The organism is Oceanimonas aquatica (assembly GCF_030732065.1).
GTDB lineage: Bacteria > Pseudomonadota > Gammaproteobacteria > Enterobacterales > Aeromonadaceae > Oceanimonas.
The window spans coordinates 157,980-177,932 of the sequence record NZ_JAVBHX010000001.1; the positions used below are offsets into that span (position 1 = coordinate 157,980).

General features: G+C 61.2%; 15 protein-coding genes. 12 read left to right on the forward strand and 3 right to left on the reverse strand.

Translation table 11 applies throughout. From position 1 onward, the window contains the following. Positions 1 to 152: 152 nt before the first annotated feature. The 8 genes from pnp to thrC all read left to right on the forward strand — a co-directional run bounded on the left by pnp (position 153) and on the right by thrC (position 10,572). Positions 153 to 2,300: a polyribonucleotide nucleotidyltransferase gene (gene pnp, locus Q9290_RS00785; protein WP_371930881.1), complete on the forward strand. Its 2,148-nt coding sequence runs from the start codon at positions 153 to 155 to the stop codon at positions 2,298 to 2,300. Positions 2,301 to 2,482: 182 nt separating this feature from the next. Beyond that, complete coding sequence (gene pdxH / locus Q9290_RS00790; RefSeq protein ID WP_306077731.1) at positions 2,483 to 3,118, forward strand: pyridoxamine 5'-phosphate oxidase; 636 nt, start codon at positions 2,483 to 2,485, stop codon at positions 3,116 to 3,118. 27 nt (positions 3,119 to 3,145) lie between these two features. Continuing rightward, a complete protein-coding gene (locus Q9290_RS00795; protein WP_306077732.1) occupies positions 3,146 to 3,640 on the forward strand; it encodes a GNAT family N-acetyltransferase in 495 nt (164 codons plus the stop codon). 189 nt (positions 3,641 to 3,829) lie between these two features. Continuing rightward, on the forward strand, positions 3,830 to 4,972 hold the full coding sequence (locus Q9290_RS00800; protein WP_306077733.1) for a ribosomal protein uL16 3-hydroxylase: 1,143 nt from the start codon (positions 3,830 to 3,832) through the stop codon (positions 4,970 to 4,972). Between the two features lie 3 nt (positions 4,973 to 4,975). After that, on the forward strand, positions 4,976 to 5,668 hold the full coding sequence (locus tag Q9290_RS00805) for a tRNA/rRNA methyltransferase (RefSeq protein WP_306077734.1): 693 nt from the start codon (positions 4,976 to 4,978) through the stop codon (positions 5,666 to 5,668). 219 nt (positions 5,669 to 5,887) lie between these two features. Further along, entirely contained in the window at positions 5,888 to 8,344 is a 2,457-nt protein-coding gene (thrA, locus tag Q9290_RS00810) for a bifunctional aspartate kinase/homoserine dehydrogenase I (RefSeq protein WP_306077735.1), read from the forward strand. Then, on the forward strand, positions 8,345 to 9,301 hold the full coding sequence (gene thrB, locus Q9290_RS00815) for a homoserine kinase (protein WP_306077736.1): 957 nt from the start codon (positions 8,345 to 8,347) through the stop codon (positions 9,299 to 9,301). Beyond that, a complete protein-coding gene (thrC, locus tag Q9290_RS00820; RefSeq protein WP_306077737.1) occupies positions 9,298 to 10,572 on the forward strand; it encodes a threonine synthase in 1,275 nt (424 codons plus the stop codon). Before thrB ends, thrC begins: the two co-directional genes overlap by 4 nt. A gap of 733 nt (positions 10,573 to 11,305) precedes the next feature. On the opposite strand, the gene Q9290_RS00825 is transcribed toward thrC, so the two are convergent. Beyond that, complete coding sequence (locus Q9290_RS00825; protein WP_306077738.1) at positions 11,306 to 12,325, reverse strand: succinylglutamate desuccinylase/aspartoacylase family protein; 1,020 nt, start codon at positions 12,323 to 12,325, stop codon at positions 11,306 to 11,308. Beyond that, on the reverse strand, positions 12,325 to 13,227 hold the full coding sequence (rimK, locus tag Q9290_RS00830) for a 30S ribosomal protein S6--L-glutamate ligase (RefSeq protein ID WP_306077739.1): 903 nt from the start codon (positions 13,225 to 13,227) through the stop codon (positions 12,325 to 12,327). Before rimK ends, Q9290_RS00825 begins: the two co-directional genes overlap by 1 nt. Before the next feature lie 265 nt (positions 13,228 to 13,492). Between rimK and acnA the strand changes: the two genes are divergently transcribed. Further along, complete coding sequence (acnA, locus tag Q9290_RS00835) at positions 13,493 to 16,198, forward strand: aconitate hydratase AcnA (protein WP_306077740.1); 2,706 nt, start codon at positions 13,493 to 13,495, stop codon at positions 16,196 to 16,198. Between the two features lie 367 nt (positions 16,199 to 16,565). Here the strand turns inward: acnA and Q9290_RS00840 are convergent, their stop codons facing one another. Next, on the reverse strand, positions 16,566 to 17,390 hold the full coding sequence (locus Q9290_RS00840) for a TOBE domain-containing protein (RefSeq protein WP_306077741.1): 825 nt from the start codon (positions 17,388 to 17,390) through the stop codon (positions 16,566 to 16,568). 79 nt (positions 17,391 to 17,469) lie between these two features. On the opposite strand from Q9290_RS00840, the gene modA reads away from it, so the two are divergent. From modA to modC, 3 genes are read left to right on the forward strand one after another with little or no spacing between them, the layout of a single operon-like run. Beyond that, positions 17,470 to 18,225, forward strand: a complete 756-nt coding sequence (modA, locus tag Q9290_RS00845) for a molybdate ABC transporter substrate-binding protein (protein ID WP_306077742.1) — start codon at positions 17,470 to 17,472, stop codon at positions 18,223 to 18,225. Continuing rightward, complete coding sequence (gene modB, locus Q9290_RS00850; protein ID WP_306077743.1) at positions 18,226 to 18,906, forward strand: molybdate ABC transporter permease subunit; 681 nt, start codon at positions 18,226 to 18,228, stop codon at positions 18,904 to 18,906. Beyond that, positions 18,903 to 19,952 carry a molybdenum ABC transporter ATP-binding protein gene (gene modC / locus Q9290_RS00855; protein ID WP_306077744.1) on the forward strand — a complete coding sequence of 350 codons (1,050 nt, stop codon included), beginning with the start codon at positions 18,903 to 18,905 and terminating at the stop codon, positions 19,950 to 19,952. The genes modB and modC overlap by 4 nt, the downstream gene beginning before the upstream one ends. Position 19,953: the final 1 nt, after the last annotated feature.

Genomic DNA, 19,953 nt, shown 5'->3' on the forward strand with positions numbered 1-19,953 from the left:
TTGCCTGTTTTTTAGCTGTGAGGGGAGAGGAGTGGGGGTAAAGATCCACCTCACTCCTCACGCTTTTATTTCAGCCATTCTGTCCTTTAAACAGGAATCAAGTATACTGTGCCGGCGTATTAAAGAATCAAACAATTAAAGGAATCTACCGCGTGAATCCTATCGTAAAGACCTTCCAGTACGGTCAGCATACCGTCACCCTTGAAACCGGCGTGATCGCCCGTCAGGCCACCGCCGCCGTCATGGCCAGCATCGACGACACTTCCGTGCTGGTGAGTGTGGTTGGCAAGCGCGAAGCCGATGAAAGCCGCGACTTCTTTCCGCTGACCGTGAACTACCAGGAGCGTACCTACGCCGCCGGTCGTATTCCCGGCAGCTTCTTCAAGCGTGAAGGCCGTCCTACCGAAGGCGAAACACTGACTGCGCGTCTGATTGACCGCCCCATTCGTCCGCTGTTTCCCGATGGATTCAAAAACGAAGTTCAGGTGATTGCCACCGTCATGTCCGCCAATCCGGAAATTGCTCCGGACATCATCTCCATGCTGGGTACCTCGGCGGCCCTGGCCATCTCCGGTATGCCCTTTGCCGGCCCCATCGGTGCGGCCCGTGTGGGTTACATGAACGGTGAATACGTACTGAACCCCAGCATCAGCGAGCTGAAAGACAGCGAGCTGGACCTGGTGGTAGCCGGTACCGCCGGTGCCGTGCTGATGGTGGAATCCGAAGCCTCCGTGCTGCCCGAAGACGTCATGCTGGGCGCCGTTATGTACGGTCACGAGCAGCTGCAGACCGCCATTACTGCCATCAACGAGCTGGCCGCCGAAGTGGGTACTCAACCCTGGGACTGGCAGCCCAAGGCCGAAAACGAAGCCCTCAAGGCTCAGGTTGCCGAGCTGGCCTCTGCCGAACTGGGTGAGGCCTACCGCATTACCGACAAGACCGCCCGCCGCGACGCCATCTCCGACATCAAGACCCGGGTTCAGGCTGCCGTGCTGGAGCAGTCACCGGAAGCGGAAATCAAGGAAATTCAGGACCTGCTGGGCAAGCTGGAAAAAACCATCGTCCGTGGCCGTGTGGTGCGTGGCGAGCCGCGCATCGACGGTCGTGAGCCCGACATGATCCGTGCGCTGAACGTGGCCACCGGCCTGCTGCCCCGTGCCCACGGCTCTTCGCTGTTTACCCGTGGTGAAACCCAGGCCCTGGTTGCCGCCACCCTGGGCACCGAGCGTGACGCCCAGCTCATCGATGAGCTGACCGGCGAGCGCGCCAACCGCTTTATGCTGCACTACAACTTCCCTCCCTACTGCGTGGGTGAAACCGGCATGGTTGGCAGTCCCAAGCGCCGGGAAATCGGTCACGGCCGCCTGGCCAAGCGCGGTGTGGCCGCGGTAATGCCGAGCCAGGAAGAATTCCCCTATACCGTGCGGGTGGTATCCGAGATCACCGAGTCCAACGGCTCCTCCTCCATGGCTTCCGTGTGCGGTACTTCACTGGCACTGATGGACGCAGGTGTGCCCATCAAGGCCTCCGTGGCCGGTATCGCCATGGGCCTGGTGAAGGAGGACGAAGGATTTGTGGTGCTGTCCGACATTCTGGGTGACGAAGATCACCTGGGCGACATGGACTTTAAGGTGGCCGGTACCAATGAGGGTGTGACCGCCCTGCAGATGGACATCAAGATTGAAGGCATCACCAAGGAAATCATGGAAGTGGCCCTGAAGCAGGCCCGTAACGCCCGTCTGCACATTCTGAAGGTGATGGACGAGGCCCTGCAGGCGCCCCGTGCCGACATCTCCGACTTTGCGCCGCGTATTCACACCATCAAGATCAACCCCGAGAAGATTCGTGACGTGATCGGCAAGGGTGGCGCCACCATTCGCGCCCTGACCGAAGAAACCGGCACCACCATTGAGCTGGATGATAACGGCATCGTGAAAATTGCCGCGGTCGACGGTGAAGCCGCCAAGCTGGCCATTCGCCGCATCGAGCAGCTGACCGCAGAAGTGGAAAGCGGCACCATCTACGAAGGTCAGGTGGTTCGTCTGGCCGACTTTGGCGCCTTCGTCAACATTCTGCCCGGCAAGGACGGTCTGGTGCACATTTCCCAGATCACCGAAGAGCGGGTGAAAAATGTGTCCGATCACCTCAAGGTGGGCGACAAGGTTAAGGTCAAGGTACTGGAAGTGGACCGTCAGGGCCGGATTCGCCTGTCCATCAAGGAAGCCAACAAGCCGGAAGAGGCCGAAGCCGCTTCTGCCCCCGAGGCCACCGAAGAAGCCAAGACCGACAGCGCCGAATAAGCCCGTCGTGTAACATGCAAAGCCGGAGAATCTTCTCCGGCTTTTTCATTTCCCACCCCCTCACTCCGCACCCTTTACGTCTTCCGTCTCACGTCTCTACACCACCTTCCGCCAACAACACTTGCCAAGCCAGGGCCGGCTTTGCACAATGACAGCACTTTCAGTATTAAGGAATGAAACACATGGAGCTGGCGGATTACCGACGGGAATACCTGCGGGGCGGCCTGCGGCGCAACGACTTGCCCAATGAGCCTCTCGCCTTGTTCGAAACCTGGATGCAGCAGGCCATTGCCGCCGGGCTGCCCGATCCGACCGCCATGGTGGTGGGCACGGTGGATGAGCGCGGTCAGCCTTACCAGCGTATCGTGCTGCTCAAGCAACTGGATGAACAGGGCTTTGTGTTTTACACCAACATGGGCAGCCGCAAGGCCGCACAGCTCAATCATAACCCCTGTGTCAGCCTGCTGTTTCCCTGGCACCCGCTGGAGCGCCAGGTGCATGTTACCGGTCAGGTCGAAAAACTCTCCGCCACCGAGGTGATGAAGTACTTTGCCAGCCGCCCCAAAGACAGCCAGATCGGCGCCTGGGTCTCGAAGCAGTCATCCCGCATTTCGGCCCGGGGCATGCTGGAAGCCAAGTTTCTGGAAATGAAACAGAAGTTTGCCAGTGGCGAGGTGCCGCTACCCAGCTTCTGGGGGGGCTTTCGTGTGAAGTTCGACTCGGTGGAGTTCTGGCAGGGTGGTGCCAACCGGCTGCACGACCGCTTTCTCTACCAGCGCGACAACGACGGCTGGAGCATTTCCCGTCTGGCACCCTGAGCCGTCAACGCGAGCCGGGAGGCAAGCATGCTGATTTGCAGAACCGAACGTCCCGGCGACGGTGACGATATCGATGAGGTGGTGTTTGCCGCCTTTAACCGTCCCGACGAGGCCGATCTGGTGCTGGCCCTGCGCGAGCAGGGCGCCATCAGCGTCAGCCAGGTGGCCGAGTATGAAGGCGCCGTGATTGGCCACCTGGCCATGAGCCCGGTGCTGATCAACGGGGAAGACATCGGCTGGCTGGGGCTGGCCCCGGTGAGCGTGTGGCCCGACTGCCAGGATCAGGGCGTGGGCTCGGAGATGATCCGCGAAGCCATACAGGCCGCCAGCGACTTCGACTGGGCGGGCATAGTAGTGCTGGGCAACCCGGCTTATTACCAGCGTTTTGGCTTTCGTCCGGCGCATGAGCTGGGACTGACCTGTCCTTATCCCGATGCGGGTGATGCCTTTATGGCACTGGCGTTGAAACAGCCGGTGCCCAGCGGTCTTGTTACCTACCATTCGGCATTTGACGCCCTCTAAGCCGGCTTTAGCCTGTCTTTATGCCCGCCACGCGGGCAGCTCATACCTGGCATTATGCCCGCACAGCGGGCAGCTTATTCCTGTCATTATGCCCGTTGCACGGGCAGCTTACGCCTATCATTATGCCCGCTACGCGGGCATAATAAGCCGCTATTCTTGAAGCATTATGCCCCTGTTGCGAGTTTCCCCATGCACAGCCCTCTTAAACTGGATATCGATCACTTTCTGGCCCACGACTGGCAGCGCCGGCCGCGTTTGCTCAAGGCGGCCCTGCCGGACTTTGAAGACCCCCTTAGCCCCGACGAGCTGGCCGGCCTGGCACTGGAGCCCCATATCGAGTCCCGCCGGGTGTGGCGCGAGCAGGAACGCTGGCAGGCCGAAACCGGACCGTTCGAATCTTATGAGCACCTGGGCGAAACCGACTGGACCCTGCTGGTGCAGGCGGTCAACCAGTGGCACCCGGCGGTGCAGGATCTGGCCGAGCTGTTCCGGTTTATTCCCGGCTGGCGCTTTGACGATGTCATGGTGAGCTTTTCCACCCCGGGAGGCGGCGTGGGCCCCCATATTGATCAGTATGGCGTCTTTATCATTCAGGGCGCCGGCAGCCGCCGCTGGCGGGTAGGTGAGCGCCAGAGCCTGCGCGAATTTGCCGCCCACGGCGCCCTGCGCCACTGCGATGACTTTGAGGCGGTGATCGACGAGGTACTGCAACCCGGCGACATGCTCTACATTCCTCCCGGCTGTCCTCACGAGGGCTATGCCGAGACCCCGGCGCTGAACTATTCCATCGGTTTTCGCGCTCCCGATGCCAAAGACCTGTTCTCCAGCTTTGCCGATCATCTGCTGGCCCATGTCGACATCACCCGCCGTTTTGATGATGCCGGCATGACTGCCGCTCAGGCACACGGTCGCCTCGACGTTGAGGTCATGACTCAGGTGAAAACCCTGATGACCGAGCTGCTGAGCGACGACACCCGCCTGAACGACTGGTTTGGCGAAATGATCTCGGAAGCCAAGCATGACCTCGATCTTGAAGCCGCCGAGCCGGCCTACAGCCTGGAAGAGCTGGTGCTGCGGCTGGATCACGGCGACCACCTCTATCGTCTGGGCGGCGCGCGCTGTTTTTACCACGAAGGCAGCGAAGACGTCTTTTATCTCGACGGCGACCGCTACCAGCTGGCCACCCCTGATGCCGACAGCATCGCTTTGCTGTGCGATCAAAACCGCATCTGCGGCCCCGAGGTGGCCTGCCTGAAGGAGCCTCGCAACCTGCTCGACTGCCTGCTGCCGCTGGTGAATCAGGGCTACTGGTATTTTGAGGAAGACGAGTAAGTAATGGAGCTGTATTTCGTACTGGAATCCCCGGCGCGACCGGAAAACGTCGGCGCGGCCGCCCGTGCCATGAAAACCATGGGCTTTGCACGCATGCGGGTCATCAACAGCCGGGTGCATGAGCAGGAGCAGGCACAGTGGGTGGCCCACGGCGCTCAGGAAGTGCTGGAGCAGGCTGAATACTTTCCTACCCTGGCCGAGGGCCTGGCCGACATGGATCTGGTGATTGCCACCACCGCTCGCCGGCGTGGCCGCTATCAGCACTACCTGACACCCCGGGAATCCGTGGCCCAGATCAATAACAAGGCGGTGCAACGGGTGGCGGTGCTGTTTGGCTGCGAAGAATCGGGCCTTAGCAACGAGCATCTGGCCCAGGCCGATATCATCAGTTATCTGCCCCTCAAGGTCAGCTATCCGTCGCTCAATCTGGGTCAGGCCATCATGCTTTATGCCTGGGAACTCAGCCAGGGGCTGACGCCGGAAGATGAACAAAAAAACGACGTTCGGCAGGAAAATGCCCAACTTCGCGTGTTACAGCAAAAAACAGAACAATTGCTGGGCTCAATTGGAGTTTCCCAGCAGGAAAAACTGGCAGAGTGGGTGAGTGACCGGTTGCCTGTGCTGGAGCAGCGGGATCTGAACCTGCTGCACCTGCTTTGCAAGGACCTTGAGCGGGCCCTCAAAACCCGGGAGTGAAGTTGACAAGCTACCGGCCCCGGGTTATTGCTATGCCAATCGTTGTAACAGGTTGTACGTCATGCTGCTGTTTACCCGCACCACCACCATTATTATTACCGGCACCACCATGGGTGGCACCGGGGCGGGCTGATGCGCTGACGACAAACAGAATTTGAATCGAAAAGCCCGTGTCCCAACCAGATACGGGCTTTTTTTGTTTTACACAGGGAGTAATGAATGCGAGTCCTGAAATTTGGCGGTACGTCGCTGGCCAATACCGAACGGTTCGACACCGTGGCCGACATCGTGGTCAACAACCAGCGCCAGTCCCAGGTGGCTCTGGTGCTGTCGGCGCCGGCGCGCGTGACCAATCACCTGGTGGCCGTGGTCGAGCAGACCATTCGTGGCCTGGAGGCGGCGCCGGTGCTGAAGGAGATCGAGCAGATCTTTCACGGCATCATCGACGGACTCAAAAGCAAGTATACCGGCCTCGACGATGCCGGACTCAAGGTGACGGTGGAGCGGGAGCTGAACCAGCTGACCCGGCTGCTGCAGGGCGTCAGCCTGCTGCAACAGTGCCCCGACAACATTCAGGCCCGCATTCTCAGCCGGGGCGAAGCCCTGTCCATCGCCACCATGGCCGAGCTGCTGCGCGCCCGGGGTGAGCCGGTGGAAGTGATCGTGCCTCAGGAAATGCTGCTGGGCGAGGGCAGCGTGCTGGAAGCCCAGGTGAATATCGAGGTCTCCCGCCAGCGCTTTGCCGACAAGGGCCTGCGCGACGACTGCGTGTACCTGATGCCCGGTTTTACCGCCGGCAACGAGCAGGGCGAAACCGTGATCCTCGGCCGCAACGGCTCCGACTATTCCGCCGCCGTGCTGGCCGCCTGTGTAGGCGCCGAGTGCTGCGAAATCTGGACCGACGTGGACGGCGTGTACAACTGTGACCCGCGCCTGGTGCCCGATGCCAAGCTGCTGCGTCAGTTGTCCTACAAGGAAGCCATGGAGCTGTCCTATTTCGGCGCCAAGGTACTGCATCCGAAAACCATCGCGCCCATCGCCCAGTTCCATATTCCCTGTCTGATCAAGAACACCGGCAACCCCCAGGGGGAAGGCTCGCTGATCGGCCCCGAGTGCAGCGACGACGAGCTGCAGGTGAAGGGCATTTCCGATCTGGCCGGCATGACCATGATCAACATCTCCGGCCCCGGCATGAAGGGCATGGTGGGCATGGCCGGCCGGCTGTTCTCCTGCATCTCCCGTGCCGGTGCCAGCATAGTGCTGATCACCCAAAGCTCGTCGGAATACAGCGTCAGCTTCTGTATTCATACCTTTGACAAGCAAAAGGTGCAGCGCGCCATCGCCACCGAGTTTGCGCTGGAATTCAAGAACAAGCTGCTGGAGCCGCTGGATCTCATCGACGATCTGGCCATTATCTCCTTGGTGGGCGATCGCATGCGCACCGTGCGGGGGGTATCGGCCCGCTTCTTCAACTCCCTGGCCGAAGCCTCCATCAATATCGTGGCCATTGCTCAGGGCTCCAGTGAGCGCTCCATTTCTGCGGTGATCGGCAAGGAAAAGGTGACCGAGGCGATCAAGGCCTGCCATCAGAACTTCTTCTCCAGCCGCCAGTTTATCGATGTATTCCTGGTGGGCTGTGGCGGCGTGGGCGGTGCCCTGCTTGAGCAAATCCGTCGTCAGCAGCCGGTGCTGGAAGCCCAGGACATCGGCATTCGGGTGGTGGGCATCGCCAACTCCCGCAAGATGCTGCTGGACAAGAACGGCATCGGCCTCAATGACTGGCGCGATCGCCTGGAGCAGGCGCAGGAAAGCTTCAGTCTGGAGCGGGTCACCCGCCTGGTGGAAGACAGCCATCTGATCAACCCGGTGCTGGTGGACTGTACCACCAGCGAAGTCATCGCCGATCAGTATGCCGATTTCCTGTCTGCTGGTTTCCATGTGGTCACCCCCAACAAGAAAGCCAACACCTCCAGCCTCGACTACTATCGTGAGCTGCGCCGCTCGGCTCAGGCCACCCGTCGCAAGTTCCTGTACGAAACCAACGTGGGTGCCGGCCTGCCGGTCATCGAGAACCTGCAGAATCTCATTCGTGCCGGCGACCAGCTCAAGGCCTTTGGCGGCATTCTGTCCGGCTCCCTGTCCTACATCTTTGGCAAGCTGGACGAAGGCATGAGCTTTGCCGAAGCCACCCGCATCGCCCGGGAAAACGGCTTTACCGAACCGGATCCGCGGGATGATCTCAACGGCATGGACGTGGCCCGCAAGCTGCTGATCCTGGCCCGGGAAGCGGGCATGGAACTCGGCCTCGACGATATCGAGGTGGAGCAGGCGTTGCCGCCGGGCTTTGATGCCAGCGGTGACATCGAGTCCTTTATGGCCCGGCTGCCGGAGGCCGATGCCTGGTTTGCCGAGAAGGCTGCCGAGGCGGGCGAGGGCCGAGTGCTGCGTTATGTGGGTGCCATCGAAAATGGCAAATGCAAGGTTGCCATCAAGGCCGTGGACGGCGATGATCCCCTGTTCAAGGTCAAGGACGGCGAAAACGCCCTGGCGTTTTATACCCAGTATTACCAGCCCATTCCGCTGGTGCTGCGCGGCTACGGCGCCGGTGCCGATGTGACCGCTGCCGGTGTCTTTGCCGACCTGTTGCGCACCCATAACTGGAAGCAGGAGATTTAAATGAGTGTTGTAGCCTATGCGCCGGCCTCTACCGCCAACGTAAGTGTGGGGTTTGATGTACTGGGGGCCGCGCTGGCCCCCCTCGACGGCTCCCTGCTGGGAGACCGCGTGCTGGTGGAAGACGCCAGCGGCGAATTTCAGCTCACCAACGCCGGCCCCTATGCCCACAAGCTGCCGGAGGACTACACCCAGAACATCGTTTACGATTGCTGGCTGTCCTATGAAAAGGCGCTGGAGAAAAAAGGCCTGGCGCGCAAGACGCTGACCATGACGCTGGAAAAGAACCTGCCGGTGGGCTCGGGACTGGGCTCCAGCGCCACCAGCATCGTCGCCGCCTTTGTGGCTCTGAACGCCTTTTATGACAACGCCATGAGTGAGCACGAACTGATGCTGCTGATGGGCGAGCTGGAAGGGCAAATCTCCGGCTCCGTGCATTACGACAACGTGGCCCCCTGCCATCTGGGCGGCATGCAACTGGTGCTGGATGAAGCCGGTGTGGTCAGCCAGACCCTGCCGTCCTTCGACGAGTGGTACTGGGTGGTGTGCTACCCGGGCATTGCCGTATCCACCTCTGCCGCCCGGGAAATTCTGCCGGCCCAGTACCGCCGCCAGGATTGCCTGGAGTATGGCCGTCGCCTGGCGGGCTTTGTGCATGCCAGCCACACCGGTCAGGAAAAACTGGCCGCCGCCATGCTCAAGGACGTGATCGCCGAGCCTTACCGTTCCCAGCTGATCCCCGGCTTTAATGAGGTGCGTGAGCATGCCGCCGCCATGGGGGCACTGGGCACCGGCATTTCCGGCAGCGGCCCCACCGTGTTTACGGTGATGAAGGATCTGCATCAGGCGGAAAAACTGCAGGCCTGGCTGGCCGACCACTTTATTCAGAATCAGGATGGCTTTTGCCATATTTGCAAACTCGACGCCGAGGGCGCGCGAGTCACAGGAACCAAGCTATGAAGTTGTACAACATCAAGGATAACGCAGAGACCATCAATTTTGCCGGCGCCGTGAAGCAGGGCCTGGGCCGTGGCCAGGGGCTGTTCTTTCCGGAAAACCTGAGCCCGCTGGCCAACGTGGATGCGCTGCTGGAGCTGCCGCTGGTACCGCGCTCCGTGGCCATTCTGCAGCACCTGATCGGTGACGAGATCCCGAAAGACACCCTCACCGCCATGGTGGAGCACGCCTTTACCTTTCCGGCGCCGCTGGTGAAGGTGGACGAGCACACCTATGCCCTGGAGCTGTTCCACGGCCCGACCCTGGCATTCAAGGACTTTGGCGGCCGCTTTATGGCCCAGTGCCTGGCCACCCTGAGCAGCGACGGCAAGATCACCATTCTGACCGCCACCTCCGGCGACACCGGTGCCGCCGTGGCCCACGCCTTTTACGGCCTGCCCAATATCGAAGTGGTGATCCTGTATCCGGAAGGCAAAATCAGCCCGCTGCAGGAAAAGCTGTTCACCACTCTTGGGGGCAATATTCGCACCTTTGCGGTACAGGGCGACTTCGACGCCTGTCAGGCGCTGGTGAAGCAGGCCTTTGACGACGAAGAGCTGAAGGCCGCCGTGGGTCTGAACTCCGCCAACTCCATCAACATCAGCCGGCTGCTGGCCCAGGTGTGCTACTACTTTGAAGCCGTGGCCGAGCTGCCCGCCGAGCAACGCAACAAGGCGGTGATCTGCGTGCCGTCCGGCAACTTCGGCAACCTCACCGCCGGCCTGATTGCCAAGGCCATCGGCCTGCCGGTGAAGCGTTTTGTGGCCGCTACCAATGCCAACGACACAGTGCCGCGTTACCTGGAAAGCGGCAATTGGGCGCCCAACGACACCGTTGCCACCCTGTCCAACGCCATGGATGTGAGCCGTCCCAACAACTGGCCGAGGGTGGAAGAGCTGTGCCGGGTCAAGGGCTGGGATCTGGCCGACATCGCCTCCGGTGCCCTTAACGACGAAGAAACCAAGGACGCCCTCAAGCGCCTGTTTGCCAAGGGCTACCTGTGCGAGCCCCACGGTGCCATCGCCTGGGATCTGCTTAACAAGGAGCGTGGCAAGGACGAAGTGGGCATCTTCCTGTGCACCGCGCACCCGGCCAAGTTCAAGGAAAGCGTGGATGCCATTCTCGAGCAGGACATCGACCTGCCGGGACCGCTGGCCAAGCACGGCGCCATGGAATCGCTGTCCGAGACCATTCCTGCCGATTTCGCCGCACTGAAGGCGAAAATGATGGGCTGAGGCTAACACCTTTAGTCTGTAAAAATGCCGGGCTTGCCCGGCATTTTTTTGCCATTCCCCAATCCCCATTCCCTATTCCCCTTGTTCTTTGTAAGCGATCTCTCAAGCCGCGCCGGGAAAAGGCGCTTTTAATATGTGGTTTTAGCCTGCTGTTTTCATAGATTCATGAATAACAATGATTTTTTGTTTCTGGTTAAAGTGTAAACAGGAAGCAGGGCTTCCACCCTGCATTGTTCCCCACAAGGGAAAGGGTATAGTTAGTACCAACAGCAAGGCAGGCTGAGTTGCCAGGATGGCAAGCCAGCAGGAAGGCTGACAGGATTCCCGGCAGTGACGCCGGAACAGGGACAGGGAAGACAGTGCGGGCAGGTAGGCCGGCAGCCAGGAACGGCAAGGGACCCGGTCGGGAAGGCCAAGCGGACAGGTTCAGGAAAACCAAGGGATACCTTCAGGACGAAGCGGTTGGCCGCAGGAACGCAGCCATTCACGGAAGATACACGGATGACCTCGACGGAACGGGAAGGGGAAGACTCGGAGGAGTCAGGTCAGGGAATGCAGGGAGCAATCAAGGTTCATGAAGGAGCCGACGACACCAAAAGGGGCAGCCAGTGGCTGCCCCTTTTCTATTGCGCTTTTAACACACCGTCATACCGGTACTGAATCGAGTTCAGCATGACGAGACCCGGTATCTTGCTGCAGAAGGGCACTGGCCCTGCCGGCCGTATCATTGGCATTATATAGCCGGTTGCTGAATGTCCAGCTCGTCCACAAAGCGCTCCACGCTCAGCTCCGCCTGCTTGATCTCGTCAAACAGGGCGATATGGCAGATGGCGTCACCTTCATTGACCAATGGCATGGTCAGGCTGCCGATCACGATACCGCTGCGCGGGGCGATAATGTCGCGGACTTCCGTCCCCAGCGGTGCGCTGATGGTGCCCAGGCAATCGCCCTTGCGAATGCGATCCCCCAGGCGCACCCGCAGGTGCAGCAGGCCGTCGTGCTCGGCCCGAATCCAGGTGCTGGCACGGGCGATAATGGGCTCGGCCACCGATTTGGCGGTGGTGCTCTTCAGCATGCCCAGGCTGCGCATGACCCTGAGCACACCACGCACCCCGGCCTTGATGGGCAGGGCGTCGAAACGCAATGCTTCGCCGGCTTCATACAGGATCACCGGCACCCCCTTGGCTTCCGCCACCGCCCTGAGCGAGCCGTCGCGAATGCTGGCATCGAGAATAATGGGCGCGCCAAAGTTTTCCGCCATTTGCCGGGTCACCGGGCAATCGAGCTGGGCCCGGATCTGGGGCAGGTTGGCCCTGTGAATGGCGCCGGTGTGCAGATCGATAATGTGGCTGCACTTGCTGACGATCTCATTCACAAAAAAATGCGCTACCCGGGCACCGAGCGAGCCTTTTTCCGAGCCGGGAAAGCAACGGTTAAGATCGCGCCGGTCCGGCAGGTAGCGGGACTTGTGAATAAAGCCGAACACGTTCACCACGGGCACCGCGATCAGGGTGCCCCTGAGCCGGGCCGGATTGACCCTGGCCAGCACCTGGTTGACCACCTCAATGCCGTTGAGCTCATCGCCGTGAATGGCGGCGCACAGCAGCAGCACAGGCCCCGGCTGCTTGCCGTGCACCACTTCCACCGGCACCGTCAGCGGCGACTGGGTGTAAAGCTGCGCCAGCGCCAGCTGCATGGTCTGACGGCGGCCGGCGGGCACATGCTGGCCGGCCAGTTCAAAGGTGGCGGTCATTAACCTCGCTCCCGGCTGCGGGTTTTGCGGTGGGCATGCTTTTCAATGTGCTGAATGATGAGATCCGCCACGTCCTTGCCGGTGGCCTTTTCAATGCCTTCCAGCCCGGGCGACGAGTTCACTTCCATCACCAGTGGGCCGCGTTTGGAGCGCAGCAGGTCCACCCCGGCCACCTGCAGCCCCATGGCCTTGGCCGAGGCCACGGCGGTCTTGCGCTCTTCGGGGGTAATGCGTACCAGCCCGGCGGCACCGCCCCGGTGCAGGTTGGAGCGAAACTCGCCTTCCTGGGCCTGGCGCTTCATGGCGGCGATCACTTTGTCGCCCAGCACAAAACAGCGAATGTCGGCGCCGCCGGCCTCCTCGATAAACTCCTGCACCATGATGTTGGCCTTGAGTCCCATAAAGGCTTCAAGCACGCTTTCCGCCGCCTTGCGGGTTTCCGCCAGTACCACGCCAATCCCTTGAGTGCCTTCCAGCAGCTTGATCACCAGGGGCGCGCCACCCACCATGTGAATGAGATCGGGCACGTCATCGGGCTTGTTGGCAAAGCCGGTGATCGGCATGCCCACGCCGTGGCCCGAAAGCACCTGCAGCGAGCGCAGTTTGTCTCTTGAACGACTGATGGCGGCGGAATGGTTGAGGGTGTAGCAGCCCATCATTTCAAACTGGCGCAGTACGGCGGTGCCGTAAAAGGTCACCGAGGCGCCGATGCGGGGAATGACGGCGTCAAAGTGTTCCAGCTCCTGGCCTTTGTAGTGAATGGACGGCTTGTTGTCGTTGATGTTCATGTAGCAGCGCAGCACATCGAAAATATGCAGCTCGTGACCCCGGGCCTCGGCGGCCTCTTTCAGACGGCGGGTGGAATACAAGGACGGATTACGGGAAAGAATGGCAATTTTCATGAGTCGGGTGGCTCTCTTCTGTATGGAGGCACAAGGGCTGAATCGGGCCCACTATCTACGCGAAACGGGCGACGGACGCCAACGAGAAAAAACGGCCCTGAGCCTGAAAAAATTTGCGTGTGCCGCGCCTCTGTGTGACCCCGTGGGCAATTCTTCGGCGCCGGTTGGCCGCGACCTCGACCCTGAACCATACTTTAGTCTCAATTCCTTGATATCCCAAACAATCGGCTTCCGGTAACGAACCGGACAAGAACCAGGAGGAGCCATGTCTTCCGACGTGAACAAGGGTGTCACCGGCCATCTCAGAGTGGGCGATCAGTCTTATCTGTATTATTCCCTGCACCAGGCCATGGATAACAAGCAACTTGAGCGGTTACCCAAATCCCTGAAAGTGCTGACCGAAAACCTGCTGCGCCACGACGCTGCCCCTGACGACATGAACGCCATGGTCAACTGGCTGAAACAGGGTCACAGCGATCGGGAAATTGCCTTTCGTCCGGTACGGGTGCTGATGCAGGACTTTACCGGCGTACCGGCGGTGGTGGATCTGGCGGCCATGCGCGAGGCGGTCAAACGCCTCGGCGGCGAGGTGAACAAGGTCAACCCGCAGTCGGCGGTGGACTTGGTGATCGACCACTCGGTGATGGTGGACGAGTTCGCCACTCCCGAGGCCTTTGCCGCCAACGTGGACATGGAAATGGCCCGCAACGGTGAGCGTTACGCCTTTTTGCGCTGGGGGCAGCAGACCTTTGATAATTTTCGGGTGGTGCCGCCCGGCACCGGCATCTGCCATCAGGTGAATCTGGAATATCTGGGCCAGACGGTGTGGCAGCAAGAGACGGATAGCGGCATTCTGGCCTGCCCGGATACCCTGGTGGGCACCGACTCCCACACCACCATGATCAATGCCCTCGGGGTGCTGGGTTGGGGCGTGGGCGGCATTGAAGCGGAAGCTGCCATGCTTGGTCAGCCGGTGTCCATGCGCATTCCCGAAGTGGTGGGTTTCAAGCTCACCGGCGCCCTGCGCGAAGGCATGACCGCCACCGATCTGGTGCTCACCGTCACCGAAATGCTGCGCAACCACGGCGTGGTGGGCAAGTTTGTGGAGTTCTACGGTGATGGCCTGGCCAGCCTGCCCCTGGCGGACAGAGCCACCATTGCCAACATGGCCCCGGAATACGGCGCCACCTGCGGTTTCTTTCCGGTGGATGAAGAAACCCTGCGTTATCTGCGCCTGACCGGTCGAGCCGAGCCGCACATTGAACTGGTGGAGGCCTACACCAAGGCTCAGGGATTGTGGCGCAACCCGGGTGACGAGCCGGTGTTTACCGATACCCTGGAGCTCGACATGGCCGAGGTGACGGCCTGCCTTGCCGGCCCCAAGCGTCCGCAGGACCGGGTCGAGCTCGGCCGGGTGCCGCAAGCCTTTGAGCTGGCACGGGATCAGGCGGTGAGCAGTCAGGCCGAAAGCCGGCTGGAAGGCGAGGGCGGCCAGACCGCCGTGGGCTGCGAGCAGGCCCAGCAGGGCACGCCGTTCAGGCTGAATGGCGCCACCCATCATCTGCGTGACGGCGCCGTGGTCATTGCCGCCATTACCTCCTGTACCAATACCTCCAACCCCAGCGTGCTGATGGCTGCCGGCCTGATGGCCAGGGCCGCGGTGGAAAAAGGCCTGGCCCGTGCGCCCTGGGTAAAAAGCTCGCTGGCACCGGGCTCCCGGGTGGTGACCGACTACCTCAAGGCCGCCGGTCTGATGCCGGCGCTGGAACAACTCGGTTTTTATCTGGTGGGTTATGGCTGCACCACCTGCATCGGTAACTCGGGGCCGCTGCCCGAGCCCATTGAAGCGGCCATTCGCAAGGACGATGTCACAGTGGCTTCGGTGCTGTCGGGCAACCGCAACTTTGAGGGCCGGATCCACCCCCTGGTGAAAACCAACTGGCTGGCGTCGCCGCCCCTGGTGGTGGCCTATGCACTGGCCGGCAACATGCACGTGGATCTCGGCAAGGATCCGCTGGGCACCGATCAAAACGGCAAGCCGGTGTACCTGAAGGATATCTGGCCGTCACAACAAGCCGTGGCCGAGGCGGTGGCCAAAGTGAAAACCGAGATGTTCAGCAGAGAGTATGCCGAGGTGTTCGACGGCGACGAGCGCTGGCAGGCCATTGAGGTGACCGGCAGCGCCACCTTTGACTGGCAGGAGGACTCCTCCTACATTCGCCATCCGCCGTTTTTCAGCGACATGGAGGCCGAGCCCGAGACGGTGACCGACATTGAATCGGCGCGGCTGCTGGCGCTGCTGGGCGACTCGGTGACCACGGACCATATCTCGCCGGCGGGCAGCATCAAGGCCGACAGTCCGGCAGGCGAGTATTTGCAGTCGCTGGGTATAAAAAGGGCCGACTTCAACTCCTACGGCTCCCGCCGGGGCAACCATGAGGTAATGATGCGCGGCACCTTCGCCAATATTCGCATTCGCAACCGAATGCTGGACGGGGTGGAAGGGGGAGAAACCCGCCATTATCCCAGCGGTGAGCAGCTGTCCATTTATGATGCCGCCATGCGCTATCAGGATGAAGGTGTGCCCCTGGTGGTGGTGGCCGGCAAGGAATACGGCACCGGCTCCAGCCGGGACTGGGCCGCCAAGGGTACCCGGCTGCTGGGAGTGCGGGCGGTGATTGCCCGCTCCTATGAGCGCATTCACCGCTCCAACCTGATTGGCATGGGGGTACTGCCACTGGAGTTCACCGGAGAAGACAGCGCCGACAGTCTGGGGCTGACCGGTGAGGAGCAGTTGTCCATTCGTGGCCTGAGCGAGCTTGAACCCGGCTGCAGCCTGACCGTGGTCATTGCCGGTGCCGATGGCAAGGAGCGGGAAATTCAGGCCCTGTGCCGCATCGACACCCAGGACGAGCTCACCTACTACCGCCACGGCGGCATACTGCACTATGTGATCCGCAATATGCTGTGACGTTGAAAACTCGACGTCGACAAAGCAGATGCAATGCGAAGCATCAGTGCGGTTGCACTTCACGACACGCTTCGAGCCCCTCCATGGGGCGCTCGAAAATGCCATCCATGGCATTTTATGGTCGGCTACGGCAATCCCCACTGCTGCTTCGGGCAGCCCCGGCGTAGTCTGCATGCTGTCAGTCAGCAGCGAGCGTTCTAAGGAGGGCAAAGGGTGTCTGCTTCGCCGAGCCCTTCGCGTCAGGGATGACGCGACGGAGCGTACAGGGAGGTATTCACAGCGTGCCGGCGAAGCAGTGCGTTTTGACCGACGTTAGTGCACTGTTCTGCAGGCCACCATATCTGTGGCTCAAACACGGACTTTAGGCTCAGCTTTCCAGCGTGGCCAGGATCACCTGCTCCGGGGCGAAACAGGCATATGCCCGCCCATTGAGGGCGGGGATCGGCTCGCTGACCGGGCGCAGGGCGCAGATATCGCCGCCCTGATCCAGAGCGATAATGATTTCATTGAACTGCTCACCGGTGAGCACCTCGCTGATGGAGCCCGGCAGGCTGTTGGCTGTGCGGCCCTGTTCTGAATGTGTTTCAATCGTGACCCAGGGAGCTTTTATCAGTGCCAGCACCTCCTTGCCCGGCGCCAGCCCCAGCCGCCGGCAACTGCGTTCGGTAATGTCCGCCACAATGGGCGCACCTCCATCCATCACCAGACTGACCTGATGACTGAGATCGTCGGCGTTCAGCGCCTGTACATGAGCAAAAAACTGATTGCGGGCGCTGGTTTGCAGGCCAAAGCGCGACACCACCGCCAGCAGGCTGTCGAGGGACGCGCTCTCATCCTGCAAAGCGTCTACCGCCATGCGTTCAATGCGCCCCAGCAGGTCATAGATTTTCAGCAGCCGTTCACCATAGCCGGTAAGATGAGCACCGCCGCCGCCCTTGCCGCCGGTTTCGCTGGTCACCACAGGCCGACCGGCCAGCTCGTTTATGTCCCTGACTGCATCCCAGGCCGACTTGTAGCTGATGCCCGCCGCCCGGGCGCCCCGGCTGATGGAGCCCTGCTCGCGAATGCACGTCAGCAGGCGCACCCGTTTGGGAGAGATAAACAGGCGGCCCTGTTGTTGCAGACTCAGCAATATGTCCAGTTCCACGTCTTCCTTCCACTGTTGGCGGGGCAGGGCGTCATCATACTCCAATAGCGTTGTGTTTTTGATTATATAGCGATACATTGAGTCGCTATATACTTCACTATATAACCATAAGGATCTGCTTCTTATGTTCACGCTTCGCCATGCCAGCCTGCTGTTAGGCGCCCTGGGCGCCGTTACCTCCGTTCAGGCCGACGAGATCAAGGTGGCGGTGGCCGCCAACTTTCTGGATGCCGTCACCCGGCTTGGTGAGCAGTTTGAGCAACAAACCGGTCATACCGTACTGATTTCGTCCGGCTCCACCGGCAAGCTGTATGCCCAGATAAAAAACGGCGCGCCCTTTGATGTGTTTTTTGCCGCCGACGACCAGCGCCCCGAGTTGCTGGAGCAGGAAGGCGCCATTGTGCCCGGCAGCCGCTTTACTTATGCCACCGGCACCCTGGTGCTGTGGAGCCCGGACGAGAAGCTTATCGACCGCGAACAATCGGTGCTGACAAACGGCGACTTCCGTTTTCTGGCTATCGCCAACCCGGTGACCGCCCCTTACGGCCGCGCCGCTCAGGAAGTGCTCAGCGGCATGGGATTGTGGAAGGGCTTTAACAACAAAATGGTGCGGGGCGAAAACATCGGCCAGACCTACCAGTATGTGTACAGCCGCAATGCCGAACTGGGCTTTGTGGCCAAGTCCCAGGTATTCAGCCAGGGCAATTACACCAACGGCTCCTGGTGGGAAGTGCCCGCCGACCGCTATTCGCCCATCGTACAGCAGGCGGTGCAGCTGACCGACTCCGAGGCGGCCACGGCTCTGCTGGACTATGTGCGCTCCCCCGAGGGCCTCAAGGTGATCCACACCTACGGCTACGGCACCGGACAGGGCCACTAAATGCTGGCGCCTCAGGACATGGCGGCCCTTGGCCTGACCCTGCGCCTAGCGGGGGTCACCGTGTTGGTGCTGCTGGTGCTGGGCACCCCCCTGGCCTGGTGGCTGAGCCAGACCCAACGGCGCATCAAAACCGCCATTGAGGCAGTGGTGGCGCTGCCATTGGTGCTGCCGCCCACGGTGCTGGGGTTTTACCTGCTGCTGGCGCTGGGGCCACACGGGGTGATCGGCGGCCTGTCCCGGGCGCTGGGGGGGAACAGCCTGGCGTTTACCTTTACCGGCCTGGTGATCGGCTCGGCGTTTTATTCCCTGCCCTTTGTGGTGCAGCCGTTGCAGGGCGCCTTTGAGGCCATGGGCCGGCGCCCGCTGGAAGTGGCGGCCACCCTGGGAGCCTCGCCCCTGAACCGTTTTTTTACCGTGGCGGTGCCCCTGGCCCGGCGCGGTTTTCTTACCGCCATTGTGCTGGGGTTTGCCCATACCCTGGGGGAGTTCGGTGTGGTGCTGATGCTCGGGGGCAACATTCCTGGCGCGACCCAGGTGATTTCCATCGCCATTTACGATCACGTGGAAATGCTGCAATACGGCCAGGCTCATTCGCTGTCGGCGCTGCTGCTGGTGTTGTCGTTCAGCATTCTGATGGCGGTGTATGCCCTTAATCGTCGCTTCTCGGTGGTGCACCCATGATCAGGGCACGGTTTCAGCTGGCGCGACCGGGGTTTCGTCTTGATGCGGCCTTTGAGCAGGCACCGAACGGCGTGACCGCCCTGTTTGGCCCATCCGGTTGCGGCAAGACGACCCTGCTGCGCTGTCTGGCCGGGCTGGAGCGGGCAGACGGTGAACTGTTGCTGAATGGCGAAAACCTGCACGGTCTGCCGGTGCACAAGCGTCGTTTTGGCTATGTGTTTCAGGAGGCCAGCCTGTTCGCCCACTTGTCGGTGCGTGACAACCTGCTTTATGGCTGGCGCCGTTTGCCCAAGGGGGTGAGCAGGCCCGACGTCAACGAAGTCGTGGGCTGGCTGGGGCTGACGCACCTGCTTGAGCAAGGCGCGGCCTCGCTCTCCGGTGGTCAGCGCCAGCGGGTCGCCATTGGCCGGGCACTGCTCACGGCGCCTCGCCTGTTGCTGCTGGATGAGCCCCTGTCGGCCCTTGATACCCAGGCCAGACGGGAGATACTGCCCTGGATTGAAGGCCTGTCGGCACAGGCCGGGGTACCGGTATTTTACGTGACTCACGCCCCGGACGAAGTAGAGCGGCTGGCGGACAGGGTGATCTTTATGGAGCGTGGCCGTACCACGCGCACTGAGCCCCTGCAGCAGGCCATGGCCCGGCCCGACTCACCGCTGTTTGTGGAGCAGGGCGCCGCCAGCATGCTGGAAGGGAAGCTGGATGCCGAACTGGCAGACGGCCGTACGCCTTTTGTGTTCAACGGTCAGACGCTGTGGCTGATACATGCCCGCCGTCCCGGCGGCGAGCGGGCCCGGGTGCGGATAGAGGCCTCGGACGTCAGTCTGGCGCTGGCGCCGGTGAACGGCGTGTCGATTCTGAACCAGCTGCCGTTACGGCTGATGGCACTGCATGAACAGGGAGAGGGCAGAGTACTGGTAGATGGCGAGCTGAATGGCGGCCAGCGGCTGCTGGCCGAGGTGTCCGCCTGGTCGGCGAGTCAGCTTGGGCTGCATCAGGGCATGCACTGCTATGCCCTGATCAAGGCAGTGGCGCTGGTGAACTGAG